Origin of the sequence: Peptoniphilus koenoeneniae (genome assembly GCF_030812875.1) — a bacterium.
Lineage (GTDB): Bacteria > Bacillota > Clostridia > Tissierellales > Peptoniphilaceae > Peptoniphilus_B > Peptoniphilus_B koenoeneniae.
Genome location: NZ_JAUSTN010000005.1, coordinates 134,224 through 147,838, shown reverse-complemented (window position 1 = coordinate 147,838; position 13,615 = coordinate 134,224). Strand labels below are relative to the sequence as shown.

The 13,615-nt window shown below is 32.8% G+C and carries 14 protein-coding genes and 1 other annotated feature; of the genes, 10 read left to right on the top strand and 4 right to left on the bottom strand.

Features of this window, described 5'->3' with window-relative positions:
• Genes sdaAA through J2S72_RS05745 form a run of 3 tightly spaced genes read left to right on the top strand, consistent with a single transcriptional unit; the run spans position 1 to position 2,531 of the window.
• Positions 1–876 carry an L-serine ammonia-lyase, iron-sulfur-dependent, subunit alpha gene (gene sdaAA / locus J2S72_RS05755; RefSeq protein WP_023056067.1) on the top strand — a complete coding sequence of 292 codons (876 nt, stop codon included), beginning with the start codon at positions 1–3 and terminating at the stop codon, positions 874–876.
• 25 nt (positions 877–901) lie between these two features.
• Positions 902–2,128, top strand: a complete 1,227-nt coding sequence (locus J2S72_RS05750; protein WP_023056099.1) for a dicarboxylate/amino acid:cation symporter — start codon at positions 902–904, stop codon at positions 2,126–2,128.
• Positions 2,129–2,138: 10 nt separating this feature from the next.
• A complete protein-coding gene (locus J2S72_RS05745) occupies positions 2,139–2,531 on the top strand; it encodes a hypothetical protein (protein WP_023056089.1) in 393 nt (130 codons plus the stop codon).
• Positions 2,532–2,839: 308 nt separating this feature from the next.
• Here the strand turns inward: J2S72_RS05745 and cutA are convergent, their stop codons facing one another.
• Together cutA and J2S72_RS05735 are read right to left on the bottom strand one after the other, a co-directional pair.
• A complete protein-coding gene (cutA, locus tag J2S72_RS05740) occupies positions 2,840–3,151 on the bottom strand; it encodes a divalent cation tolerance protein CutA (protein ID WP_307495151.1) in 312 nt (103 codons plus the stop codon).
• Positions 3,148–4,722 carry an SH3 domain-containing protein gene (locus J2S72_RS05735; RefSeq protein WP_023056047.1) on the bottom strand — a complete coding sequence of 525 codons (1,575 nt, stop codon included), beginning with the start codon at positions 4,720–4,722 and terminating at the stop codon, positions 3,148–3,150. Before J2S72_RS05735 ends, cutA begins: the two co-directional genes overlap by 4 nt.
• Before the next feature lie 70 nt (positions 4,723–4,792).
• Between J2S72_RS05735 and J2S72_RS05730 the strand changes: the two genes are divergently transcribed.
• Both J2S72_RS05730 and J2S72_RS05725 read left to right on the top strand, forming a co-directional pair.
• Positions 4,793–5,692 (top strand): alpha/beta fold hydrolase, encoded by a 900-nt coding sequence (locus J2S72_RS05730; RefSeq protein ID WP_023056078.1) that lies wholly within the window; start codon positions 4,793–4,795, stop codon positions 5,690–5,692.
• Positions 5,693–6,646, top strand: a complete 954-nt coding sequence (locus tag J2S72_RS05725) for an NAD(P)-dependent oxidoreductase (RefSeq protein WP_023056098.1) — start codon at positions 5,693–5,695, stop codon at positions 6,644–6,646.
• Positions 6,647–6,769: 123 nt separating this feature from the next.
• On the opposite strand, the gene J2S72_RS05720 is transcribed toward J2S72_RS05725, so the two are convergent.
• Both J2S72_RS05720 and J2S72_RS05715 read right to left on the bottom strand, forming a co-directional pair.
• Positions 6,770–7,795, bottom strand: a complete 1,026-nt coding sequence (locus J2S72_RS05720) for a sugar kinase (protein ID WP_023056030.1) — start codon at positions 7,793–7,795, stop codon at positions 6,770–6,772.
• Positions 7,788–8,417, bottom strand: coding sequence for a bifunctional 2-keto-4-hydroxyglutarate aldolase/2-keto-3-deoxy-6-phosphogluconate aldolase (locus J2S72_RS05715; RefSeq protein ID WP_307495150.1), 630 nt, complete (start codon positions 8,415–8,417; stop codon positions 7,788–7,790). The genes J2S72_RS05720 and J2S72_RS05715 overlap by 8 nt, the downstream gene beginning before the upstream one ends.
• A gap of 163 nt (positions 8,418–8,580) precedes the next feature.
• On the opposite strand from J2S72_RS05715, the gene J2S72_RS05710 reads away from it, so the two are divergent.
• From J2S72_RS05710 to J2S72_RS05690, 5 genes are all read left to right on the top strand, one after another.
• A complete protein-coding gene (locus J2S72_RS05710; protein WP_023056114.1) occupies positions 8,581–9,339 on the top strand; it encodes an IclR family transcriptional regulator in 759 nt (252 codons plus the stop codon).
• Between the two features lie 61 nt (positions 9,340–9,400).
• Positions 9,401–9,619: a binding site (T-box leader), on the top strand.
• Between the two features lie 45 nt (positions 9,620–9,664).
• Positions 9,665–10,507, top strand: a complete 843-nt coding sequence (locus tag J2S72_RS05705) for a transporter substrate-binding domain-containing protein (RefSeq protein WP_023056000.1) — start codon at positions 9,665–9,667, stop codon at positions 10,505–10,507.
• 3 nt (positions 10,508–10,510) lie between these two features.
• Positions 10,511–11,236: an amino acid ABC transporter permease gene (locus J2S72_RS05700; protein ID WP_023056083.1), complete on the top strand. Its 726-nt coding sequence runs from the start codon at positions 10,511–10,513 to the stop codon at positions 11,234–11,236.
• Between the two features lies 1 nt (position 11,237).
• Positions 11,238–11,972, top strand: coding sequence for an amino acid ABC transporter ATP-binding protein (locus J2S72_RS05695; protein ID WP_023055999.1), 735 nt, complete (start codon positions 11,238–11,240; stop codon positions 11,970–11,972).
• Positions 11,973–12,144: 172 nt separating this feature from the next.
• A complete protein-coding gene (locus J2S72_RS05690; RefSeq protein WP_307495149.1) occupies positions 12,145–13,599 on the top strand; it encodes a nicotinate phosphoribosyltransferase in 1,455 nt (484 codons plus the stop codon).
• Positions 13,600–13,615 lie beyond the last annotated feature (16 nt).

Genomic DNA, 13,615 nt, shown 5'->3' with positions numbered 1-13,615 from the left:
ATGTTAAATACTCATAAAGACATTGTTGATTATTGTGAGGAAAATAAAATTGATATAGGTCAAATGGTTTTGGAATCTGAAATGAAAAATACCAAAAAAACCGAAGAACAAATAAAAGAAAAATTAAAAGTTGTTCTTGATGTTTTTGACAAATCCGCTCATGATACTTTAGAAAAATCTTACAGTACAAGATTTAAGATGATAGATGGCTTCGCAAAAAAGTTTATGGACTATAAAAAAACCGGCAAATCCATTGTCGGGGACTTTTTAATTGAAGCTATGGCTATGGCTTTTTCAACTTCGGAATGTAATGCAGCCATGGGCAAGATTGCTGCCGCACCTACGGCAGGATCTTCGGGGATAATGCCCGCTGCAATGACATCCGCAAGAAAAAGATATAATTTCGATGATGAGACTATGATAAAAGGGCTATTGACATCGATCGGTATCGGTCAAATCATTGGAAAATATGCTACCTTTGCCGGAGCAGAAGGTGGTTGTCAAGCAGAATGTGGAAGCGCGTCAGCAATGGCAGCATCAGCAATAACTGCAATGCTTGGAGGAACTCCGGATCAAGCTCTTCAAGCAGCAAGCATAAGTCTTATAAATGTTATGGGACTTGTATGCGATCCGATTGCCGGTTTAGTTGAGTATCCCTGCACCTTTAGAAATGCCTCAGGAGTTATGAATTCTTTTATTTCAGCAGATATGGCTCTTGCAGGAATTAAATCCATCGTTCCTTTTGAAGAAACAGTTCAAGCCATGGCTTCCGTCGGACATTTATTAGACGAAAGCTTAAGAGAAACAGGCTTAGGTGGAATAGCAGGAACAAAAACCGGTCAATCTATTAGAAGGGAATTTTTAGGAGAAAAATAAAATCCCTTAGAAAAAAGGAGACACTATGAAAAAATTAGGACTTATTCCACGTTTAATCATCGCAATAATCCTTGGTATTTTAATCGGTAGATTTCTACCAGAAACAGTTACACAAATACTTGTAACTCTTTCAGGACTTTTTGGAAAGTTCCTTAACTTTATAATACCATTAATGATTGTTGCATTCGTAACAAAAGGTATAGCAGACCTTTCAGAAGGAGCTGGAAAGCTTCTTGGTATAACAGTAGCAATAGCATACTGTTCAACATTAATAGCAGGTAGTTTATCATACACAATGGCAAATGTAGTTTTTGATAACTTCATAACTCCAGAATTAGTAGAAAAGATTCAAGCAGCAAGTGAAAAGACAATAGCACCTCTATTTGAAATTCCCCTTGGAGCTATCATTGATGTAACCGCAGCCCTTGTACTTGCATTTATGATGGGACTTTGCGTTTCAATACTTAGACAAAAAGGATCAGGAGAAGGATTTTATAAACTAATAAATGAATTTAACGAAATCATAGTAATGGTACTTTCAGGAGTAATCATTCCACTACTTCCATTCTTTATAATGGGTAACTTTGCAAACATGTCCTACTCAGGATCAGTATTTGCAATACTTTCAATATTCTGGAAGATATTCCTTTGCATAATAGTACTACACGTTATATACATTTCACTTATGTTTATCGTATCCTGCTCATATGCAGGCAAGAATCCATTCAAATCTCTTAGAAAAGCATTACCTGCATACTTAACAGCAATAGGAACACAATCATCAGCAGCAACAATACCTGTAAACGTAGAATGTAACAGAAGAATCGGAGTAACAAAACAAATAAGAGACTTTGTTATACCACTATGCGCAACAGTCCATCTACCAGGATCAATGATCACATTAACAGCATGTATCTATACACTTCTTGAAATGTACGGTCTTGACCACTCATTCGGACTGATTATAAAATTTATCGCAATACTTGGAGTAGCAATGGTAGCAGCACCAGGAGCACCTGGTGGAGCAGTAATGAGTGCACTTCCCTTCCTACCATTTGTAGGAGTAGCAAGTGACTCACCAATGGCAACAATTCTTATTTCTCTTTATCTAACACAAGACAGCTTCGGAACAGCAGCCAATGTAACAGGAGATAACGCAATATCAATAGCAGTAGAAAAAATCTACTACAAACATATTGTAAAAAGACCTATCCCTGAAGAAAACTTCGATGACGAACAAGCATTAATTTAAAGGAGAAAAAATGGATTTAAAAACTCGTCTTGCTGAGAATATTTATCAAACAATAAAGACGGAAAAATTAAACACAAATGAAATTGTAAAACTATTAAGACAAGTGGAGCTTGAAGTACTTGAAAAACAAATATCAGAAACTCATAACCCCGGTGAGAGATATGTACTTCACAAAAACGGCTATATACAAAAATTTTCAAAACAAAAAATGTTTTTTGATATAGCAAGCAACAGCGAATTTGCAGAATGCCCCATGAACGAATACGACATAAACATCGTAACGGAAGACGTGTTGAAAAACTTTAAAAATAGGCAACTTTTAACCACAGGAGAATTAAAAAATTGGCTGAGGGAAGCCCTATATTCAAACGGCTATAAATCCACAGCAAATCGCTATAAATAAAAAATATCCGAGACATAGCTCTCGGGTATTTTTTTGTGCCATGTAGATAAAAATTTGCATAGAGCATTATAAAAATTTTTTAAAAAGATTTACCAACGAATGTAGGGACCAATTTGAAGCCCTAACCCGATTTTTGAAAAAAATCGTGGTAGGTCTCATGCAACTATTTGCCCAAATCTTTGATTTGGTTGCAAATATCTGCTATTGGTCCGGCGGCGAAGGTGAATTAAATAAAAAAACAATAAAAAAGAGACTTATTTTTATAAGCCTCTAAAATTTTAATTTATGAATTTTATTATTTCCAATATTTAAATTAATTGTATATAATTTATTACTGGACATTCATAGGGGTGATTTAATTTTATTATTTTGTCCACGTCTTCTTTTTTTTCTTTTTTTATTCTAAATTCCAGTTTAATTTCTTCCTGGTCTGTGACTTGTCCGATTTTTCCCACTGCTGGGTTTGCTCCTTCAAGGGGTCTGAAATGTCCTCTTACGAGGCTTTCGCAGTAGACATAATCATAGTTGCCGTCCAAAAGAAGTCCTTTTTCGTTTAATTTATTTACAAGACTTGTCACATTTTCTTTTGGAATAAATACTTCGACTTTTAAATAAATCATTTTTCTGCAGCCTCCATAACTTTGTTTGAGATCCAACCTTCAAAACTTTCACCAGTTTTTTCATTTTTTGTTTCTACCAGGCACCAGATTCTTTTGTTGCCTTCTATTTTTGTGTCTTTAATGTAAAGGTCTGTTCCTTTTGATAAACTTGTAATTATTTCAGAGTTTATGCTGGGTCCCTTTCTTAGGTTGGCATTGTCCCAAAGAACTTTTTGATAGCTGTTTAATAAAGCTTGTCCTTGGCTTACAAGGTCGGCCCTGGTTTTATCTTCTTCTTCCGATTCTGTTTTTTCGTCAATTTTTCCAGAATTTTCAGTTTTTTGTCCCTTCAATTCTTCTAAAAGAGCTGTTGCTTTTGCTGATTCGGGTATTACTTGTAAAAATGAGCTAAGGGTATTTTTTGCTTTTTCCGGATTGTTTTCTTGGACTTCTCTTTTTGCCCGGTCTAAAAATATTTTTTCTAGGCCTAAAATTTTATCTTGGGCTGATTTATAATTTTTTCCGTCTTCTTCTATTACTTTTCTGAAACTTTTTGCTGCATTTAAATAGTCTCCGGAGATAATAAAGTTATCTCCTTCTTTGTTTGCACGGTCACTTTTTATAAGGGCTCTTGCTTGATCTATTTTTTCTTTTGAAAGATTTTTATTTCTTATGGACATAAATTCTTTAAGGGCCTTGTCGTAGGATCCTTCTTCTATGGAATTTATGCCACTTGTTAAAAGTTCTTTATCATTAAATCTAAAGACTAGTTTTAAGCCTGCAAAAGATAGAGATAAAATTAATATGATTATCCATAAAAATTTTATAAGTTTTGAAAAAAATAGGGTTAAACTTTTTTCTCTTCTATAATTTTGATTAGGTTCATTTATCCTTTTTTCTTCAATTTCTTCGGGGGATGGAACAACTTTTGAAAGGGTTGTTTGAGTTAAACTTGATTTTAATTTTTCTTTATCTTCATTTTCATTAAGAGTTAGAAGATTGAGCATTTTTAAATTTATAAGAGGCTCTGTTAAATTGTTAAGGACAAAGTTTTTGTTTCTTTTGCAGTTTTTACATTCTTCTTCGTCTTTTCCATTGAGAGCACCGCACACACATCTCCAACCGTAAATGGTATTTTCTCCGTAGGTGTTTATTTCAGGACCCAGGGTGCTTTTAATTTTTTCCATTTTTTGGCTTGTTATAACGGGAAGAATAAATTCGTACTCGTAATCCTTGTCGTATTTATATATTTTTGAATTTTTAAGCTGAACTTTTTCTATTCTGATTTCTACAGCTCTTGCTTCTGTAAAACGGGAGTCCAGAGTAAAAGTTTTTATGTAATATATTTTATGGGGCAAAGCTTCAAATCCGCTAGCTGAAAAAGACCATTCTAATCCGTTAAAAAGAGGATTGTCAAACTGGTCTTTAAATTTTACGGCGAAGTTTATTCCCGTTCCGATTTCTTCGGACATATTTAATATATCAACGGCAAGAGAGAGTTTGTCTCCAAGGACAAGGTCTGCTCTTACTATTTGAAAATTCTCTTCAGGATTTTGTCTAACCACTGTGGGAAGTGTTTGAAATATTTCCATAAAATCACTCCTTTTGTTATTATAATATAGATAGGATATATTTTCAATTTGCACAAGGAGGCGGGGATTTATGGAAATAAATCTTTCAAACGGAGAAAAAATTTCTTATTTTTCTTATTGCTTTAATGATGATAAAGAAGTGAATTTTTTAATTCATGGAAATATGACTTCTAAAGAGATCATGATAAAACTTGGAAAGAGCCTTGGAAAAAATTTTATTGCACCGGATTTAAGAGGATTTGGAGAAAGTTCTTATAAAAACAGAATAAAAAGCGTTTATGATCTTTCTGAGGACATGGCTCTTTTAATTAAAGAGCTTAATTTAGATAAAATTAATTTAATAGGTTGGTCTTTGGGAGGGGGAGTTCTTATGGAGCTTCTTAAAAATCCGGAGATTAAAAACAGAATAAAAAGCGGAGTTTTTTTATCTTCCATGGGAATTAGGGGTCTTAAAAAGACCAATGATAATTTAGGGAGTGATCTATATAAGTCTTTTTTAAATTTTAATATTTTTTCGGCTTACAATGACTATATTAAAAATATAAATAGGGATTATCTTTATACTTATAATGAAATGAAAAATTTATATAAGTCGGCTTTTTTTGATGTTGAGGCTGATCTTAGAAAAATAAGCATTGAAAATATTTTTAAAAGAGTTCTTTTTAACAGACACATGCCGGATTCTTCTACTATTGATTTTTTTGTTTCTCAGGCTCTTAAACAAAAAAACTTATCTGATGTAAATGGGGCTGTAAGATCCTTTGACTATGAGGGCAAGTCTGATGTACCCTTATTTTTCCTTCATGGCAAATATGATTTGGTTGTTCCTCTTGAGATAATGTTTGAAAATTTAGATTATTTTGGAAAAAATAATAAGTACAAGGTTTTTGAAGATAGTGGTCATTGTATTTTTGTTGACTGCTATGATGATTTAGTTAAGACTTTAAAAGATTTTTACGGAGGTTTTTAAATGAAGGTTCTTTTTTTAAGGGATAAATTTCTTTCTTATAAAGAAGAAATTGAAAAAATGGGGCATGAAGTTTATTTTTCAAAGTTAAAAGATTCTTTAAAGGTCAACCTTCCTCTTGATGCTCAGGTCCTTTGCTTAGGTCTTGAGTATAAGAGCATGCCCAAGGATTTTTTAAATAATTTTAAAGATTTAAAGTATATATTTTTAGATTCAGTAGGGCTTGATTACCTAAATCTTTCTTATATAGAAAAAAATAATATCATTTTATGTAACAACCATGGGGCATATTCTGAGCCTATTGGGGAATGGATTGTCTATAATATTTTGCAAATTCAAAAAGAAAATAGGAGTATCCTTGATAATCAAAGGAAAAAAATTTGGAAAAGACCTGATGATCATGTGGGAACTTTATATAATAAAAAAGTTTTAATTTTAGGTACAGGCTCCATTGCTCATGAAGCTGCAAAAAGGCTTAAAGCTTTTGATATGGAAATTTCAGGTTACAACACAAGGGGACAAGGTGCTGAATATTTTGACTTTGTTTATTCTAAAGAAAATCTATATAAAGATTTATCCCAATTTGATTTTGTTGTGTCAACTTTACCGGGCACTCCTAAGACTAATAAAATGATTGATGAGAATTTTATTTCAAAGTTAAAAGACGGAGCTAGCATAATTAATATTTCCAGGGGTTCTATTATTGATGAAGAAGCTCTTTATAGAAATTTAAAGTCAAAAAAATTAAAGGCTGCTGCCATTGATGTTGCCAATATAGAGCCTCTTGATAAAAATAGTCCTCTGTGGGATCTTGAAAACATTTATATAAGCCCTCACATGAGCGATGATGCTGAAAATTACAATGACAGGAGAATGATGGGGATTTTATATAATTTAAAAGCTCTTTCTGAAAATAGAGATTTAATAAATATTGTAAATTTTAAAAAGGGATATTAATTTTAAAGGGTCCGACTAAAAATGCCTTATGTTTTAGTTGAACCCTTTTTTAATAAAAAGGAGACCTGCAAATTATTTGCAGGCCTTTGGAAAATATTTATCAAATTTTTGTTAATTTCTTTTTTATCTTTGAACTCTCCCTGAGCCGTCTCCACCTACAAGATTTTCAACTTCAGCTCTTGTAACCATATTAAAGTCGCCTCTTATTGTGTGTTTTAATGCAGATGCAGCAACTCCAAATTCAAGAGCATCTTTTGTAGATTTACCGTCAAGAAGTCCACATATAACTCCAGATGCAAAAGAATCTCCTCCACCAACTCTGTCTACAATTCTTACATCATATTTCTTAGAGTGGTAAAATTCTTTTCCGTCATAGATACAAGCACTCCAACCGTTATCTGATGCTGAATAAGATTCTCTTAAACTTGAAACTACATATTTAAAGCCAAATTCTTCCATCATTTCTTTAAAGATTACTTCGTAACCTTTTATATCAAGTTTGCCCTTTGTTACATCAAGTCCCTTTGGTGTAAATCCAAGGCAAAGAGAAGCATCTTCTTCGTTTCCTATACAAACATCAACGTATTGCATAAGGTCTCTCATAACTTCTTGTGCTTCTTCAGGAGTCCAAAGTTTTGCTCTGTAATTTAAGTCTACAGAAACTGTAACTCCATGTTTTTTTGCAGCTTTTACAGCAGCTTTTGTAATTTCAGCACCTTTTTTACTTATTGCAGGAGTGATTCCTGAGAAGTGAAACCATTTTGCATCTTTAAAAATTTCATCAAAATCAAAATCACTTACATCAGCTTCTGCAATTGCAGAGTTTGCTCTATCATAGATTACCTTTGAAGGCCTCATGGAAGCACCTGTTTCAGAAAAATAAATTCCAACCCTGTCTCCGCCTCTTGCAATGTAATCTGTATGAACGCCGTATCTTCTTAAAGCATTTACAGCAGCTTGTCCAATTTCATGCTTTGGAAGTTTTGTAACATAATAAGCATCAAAACCGTAATTTGAAAGACTTACTGCAACATTAGCTTCTCCACCGCCATAGATAACGTCAAAACTATCAGCTTGAACAAATCTGTCAAAGCCCGGTGTGCAAAGTCTAAGCATTATTTCACCTAAAGTAACAACTTTTTTAGCCATTATTTTTAGCCTCCTTAATGTTATTTAAAAATTTTCTTGCTTTTTCTATAATTTCTTCTTTACTACCTTTAACAAGTTTGGAACCTACACCTACAGCATAAGAACCTTTTTTAATCCATTCTCCAACATTGTCAATGTCAACTCCACCTGTTGGCATAAGGTTAACATGAGGTAGGGGTCCGTGGATTGCTCCGAAGTATGAAGGACCAAAAGCTGAACCTGGGAAGACTTTAATAATGTCTACGCCATATTTTAAGGCTTCAGTCATTTCAGTTGGAGTCATACAACCTGGCATATAAGGAACTCCGTAAAGATTACACATTTTTGCAACATCCTTATCAAAGGAAGGAGACACTATGAAATTTGCTCCGTTCATTATTGCAAGTCTTGCAGTAACTGGATCAAGAACAGTACCTGCACCTAAAAGTGCATCCTTAACTTCTTCATTTAATTCCTTAAGTACATCAATTGCGCCGGGAACTGTAAAAGTAACTTCAAGAATATCAACTCCACCTTCAACACAGGCTTTTGCATAATTTAAAGCTTCTTCTTTATTCTTTCCACGAATTACAGCTACTATTCCTAGTTCGTGAACTCTTTTTAAAACTTCTAATTTATTCATTTTCCCTCCAAAAAGTTTCATAATATAAAACTAACTTTCGTAATTTAAAACCAATTAGAGTATATATGAAATCGATTTTTCAGTCAAGGGTAAAAGTTTAAAATATAGGAATTTATTTTTTTTTTGTGTTAATATTAACTTTAGTAAGTTAAGAGGTGTAATTATGGAAGATAAAATACAATCCATTGTAAGAGTATTTGATATTCTTGAAAGTTTTGAAAAATTTCCTGCGGGAGCAGGTCTTACTGAACTAAGCAAGGAAGTTAATCTTCACAAGTCAACGGTTCACAGATTTTTAAATACCCTTATTTCCCTTGGATATGTAAAACAAGATGAAGATTCAAAATATTCTCTTACATATAAACTCTATTCTCTTGCAAACACAAAACTTGCGGGAATGGATTTTATTGGAATAAGCCATGAATTTATAAAAAATTTGTCTCAAGATATAAATGAAGTAGTCCATCTTGTCACTCGTGACGGAATTTATGTAGTATATGTTGATAAAATTGACGCACAAAATGCAATTACTTTAAATTCCAGAATAGGAAGAAGGGCTCCTTTAGTAAAAACTTCAGTAGGAAAGGCAATTTTGTCTTTTCTTGAAAATAGTGAAATAAAAGAAATTGTTAAAAAAACTATTGAAGAAGGCCTTATAAAAAAATCAGATATAAAATTAGAGGCTTTTTTAAAAGAAATTGAAGAAGTTAGAAAAAGTAAAATAGCCATAGATGATGAAGAAAATGAAAAGGGGATTTATTGTTTGGGAACGGCAATAATAAACGGACAAAATAAAATTGAAGGTGCTATTTCAATAACTGGACCTAAATTTAGAATTATTGACAAGGATGTTGAAGCTTTAAAGAAAAAATTGCTTCTTTGTTCTCAAAAAATATCAAAAAATTTAGGTTATTTAAAATAAAAACAAAAATAAATTGAAATTCCCTTGTTTTTAAAAATTACTTTGTGTATAATGGTTTAAAGTTTTAGCGATGAAGAGAAGAGTATTTGGAAAAAAGGTCTCTTAGAGAGTGCTGTAAGGTGAAAGAGCACAGATACTTTTTCAAAGAATAAGGACTCGGAGCTTCTTGAAGTAATATTTCAAGACGTAGTTGGCGTTAACAAATAAGTTTAAACTTAAAGAGGTACATTTTGCGAGAAATGTATAAAATTGGGTGGTACACGATGCTTTCGTCCCTTGGGGCGGAAGCTTTTTTTATTTTGATTTAAAAATTAGGAGGAAAAAAATGAAAAAATTAATAAGTATTTTACTTGTATCAATAATGATTTTAACATCATGTGGAAGTAAGGATTCTCAACAAGCAAAAGAAAAAAAGGATTCAGAAACATTTACAGTAGGAATGGAAGCTATGTATGCTCCCTACAACTGGACACAAACAGACGATAAAAACGGAGCAGTTCCCATAGCAGATACAAAAGAATTTGCAAATGGATATGACGTACAAATTGCAAAGAAAATAGCAGATTCTCTTGGTAAAAAACTTGTAATTCAAAAAATGGAATGGTCAGGACTTATACCAGCCCTTCAAGCAGGCTATATAGATGCAATTATAGGAGGAATGAGCCCAACAGACAAAAGAAGAGAAGAAATAGATTTTTCCGACTTATATTGGAAGAGCGATTTAATAGTTGTAGTAAAAAAAGATTCAAAATATAAAGATGCAAAATCAATAAATGACTTTGCAGGAGCAAAACTTACAGGTCAACTTAACACCTTCCACTATGATGTATTAGATCAAATGCCAGGCATAGATAAACAAGACCCCATAGGTGACTTTTCTCAAGAAAGAGTTGCCCTTAAAAGTGGTATAATTGATGGATATGTTGCAGAGCTTCCAGAAGGACTTTCCATAACAAAAGCAGTAGATGATTTTACCTATGTAAGCTTTGAAGAAGGAAAGGGATTTGACGTATCAGATTCAGACATAGGAATTGCAGTTGGACTTAAAAAAGATAATACAGAATTAAAAGATAAGATAAATGAATTTTTAAAGACATTAACCCAAGAAGATAGACAAAAATTAATGGAAGAAGCACTTTCAGTGCAACCAATTTCGGAGGCAAATTAATAAATGCTAAATAAAATTTCCAACATTTGGGCAACAAGCGGCCCCATGTTTATTAACGGAACAATAGTTACCCTTAAAATTTCTATATTCGGCACAATAGTAGGCTTAATAATAGGACTTTTAGTAGGAACAATAAGGACAATCCCAAAACAAAAAGGTTCAAAGGGAATTTTTCAAAAAATTATAAATGCTATTCTCTCCATATATATTTTAGTTTTCAGAGGAACACCCATGATGGTTCAATCCATGCTTATATTTTATGGAATGCCCATATTATTTAATATAACCCTTGATAAAATGCTTGCAGCTTATTTTATAGTAAGCATAAACACAGGAGCCTATATGTCTGAGGTAGTTCGTGGAGGAATAATAGGAGTGGATAAGGGACAATTTGAAGCGGCAACAAGTTCCGGCATGAGTCACCTTCAAACAATGCTCTATATAGTAATACCGCAGACAATGAGAAATATTTTGCCAGCAACAGGAAACGAATTTGTAATAAACATAAAAGATACATCGGTATTAAACGTAATAGCCATAAATGAACTTTTCTTTGCATCAAAATCCATAGGAGGAGCAAGTGGAGATTATTTTTCACCCATGCTTATAACAAGTATCATTTATCTACTATTGACAACAATAATAACAAACCTTTTAAGATGGATTGAAAGAAAAATGGAAGGACCGGAAACTTACGAACTTTCCATGGGAAATCAAATGCAGGTGTAAAATGGAAATTTTAGAAATAAAACACTTAGAAAAAAACTTTGGTAAAAATAAAGTATTAAAAGATATAAACTTTAAAGTAGAAAAAGGACAAGTAGTATCCATAATAGGTTCATCAGGATCAGGAAAAAGTACCCTTTTAAGATGTATAAATGGCCTTGAAGAAAAAACATCAGGAGATGTAATATTTGAAGGCAAAAACATATTTGAAGGCAGGGTAGATTTAAGAAAAATCCGTACAAAAATGGCAATGGTATTTCAATCCTTTAATCTTTATGAAAATTTAACAGTCCTTGAAAATTGCACAATAGGTCCCATAAAAGTGCTAAAGATGAAAAAAGAAGAAGCAGAAGAACTTGCCAAAAAAAACTTAGAAGACGTGGGAATGATAAAATATCAAAATGCAAGGCCAAGACAACTTTCAGGAGGACAAAAACAAAGAGTTGCCATAGCAAGATCTTTAACAATGAAACCTGATGTAATGCTTTTTGACGAACCAACATCAGCCCTTGATCCAGAAATGGTAGGAGAAGTTTTGGACATTATGAAAAAACTTGCAAAAAAAGGAATGACCATGATAGTAGTAACCCACGAAATGGAATTTGCCAGGGACGTATCAACAAAGGTATTATTTATGGATAAGGGAGTAATCCTTGAAGAAGACAGTCCAGAAAATATATTTAACAATCCAAAAAATCAAAGAACAAAAGAATTTTTGTCAAGAATATTAGAAAAATAAGAAGAAATCGAAAAATCACCTTAAAAATAAGGTGATTTTTTATTTTATAAAACAAGGATCCTTAACATGAAGCATTTTAAAAATTTTAAAACTTGATAAATTTTTCCTATTTCTTGAAAAGATTTTTTTTTAATAATATAATTGACTAAAGATAAGGAAAGTGAGAGAAAAAATGAATTTTGAAAAAAAAGAAAACTTAACCCTCCTTTGCGATTTTTATGAATTTGCAATGGGCAACGGTTATTTTAAAGTTGGACTTAAGGAAAAAAATGTTATTTTCGATATGTTTTTCCGTTCTGTTCCCGACAATGCAAGCTATGCAATTATAGCAGGTCTTGAACAAGTTATAGATTATATGGAAAATCTCCACTTTGATGATTCGGACATTGACTTTTTAAGGACCAAGGGAATTTTTGATGAGGAATTTTTAAAATATTTAAAAAATTTTGAATTTAAATGCGATGTTTGGGCAATTCCAGAAGGAACAATTGCCTTTCCTAAAGAACCCCTTGTAATAGTAAGAGGACCTGTTATCCAAGCTCAAATGTTGGAAACTATGGTGCTTTTAACAATAAATCATCAATCTATGGTTGCAACAAAGGCAAATAGGATTGTAAATGCTGCTGAAGGTCGTCCTGTGGTTGAATTTGGCTCAAGAAGGGCTCAAGGATATTCTGGGGCAAATTTGGGAGCAAGGGCATCTTATATAGGAGGCTGTCTCGGAACGGCAGATACTCTTGCTGAAAAGATTTACGGGGTTCCCGCTCTTGGTACTATGGCTCATTCTTGGGTTCAACTTTTTGATTCTGAGCTTGAAGCTTTTAGACAATATGCAAGGGTTTATCCAGACAATTGTCTGCTTCTTGTAGATACTTTTGATGTTTTAAAAGAGGGAGTTCCAAATGCAATTAAAGTTTTTGATGAGGAAGTAGTTCCCAGAGGATTTAGGCCTAAGGGAATAAGAATAGATTCAGGAGATATTGCATATCTTTCTAAGGAAGCAAGAAAAATGCTGGACAAGGCTGGCTATAAAGATGCAAAGATAATGGCATCAAATTCTCTTGATGAGTGGACAATTCAAAACATTTTAATGCAGGGGGCTAAACTTGACAGTTTTGGAGTTGGAGAAAGGCTTATAACTTCAAAATCTTCTCCTGTTTTTGGTGGAGTTTATAAACTTGTGGGAATTGAGGAAGCTGACGGAAATATTCGTCCTTCTATTAAAATTTCAGAGAATGTAAGCAAGATTACAACTCCAGGTTTTAAAAATCTATATAGAATCTATGACAAGAAGACAGGAAAAGCTGAGGCAGATCTTATAACTTTACATGATGAAAAAATAGATGAAAGTAAGCCTATTGAACTTTTCCATCCTATTTACACTTGGAAGAGAAAGACTTTCAAAGATTATTATGTAAAGCCTCTTCTTGTGCAAATTTACAGGGAAGGAAAATTAATTTATAAAAAGCCAACTTTGGAAGAAATAAGAGAAAGAGCTAAAAATGAATTGGATTCTCTTTGGGATGAAGTTAAAAGGCTTGAAAATCCTCATGAATATATAGTGGATTTGTCTCAAAAATTGTGGGAAGTAAAGGATACACTTTTAAAAGAACATAGAGAAAAATAAAAAAGGAAGAAAAAAT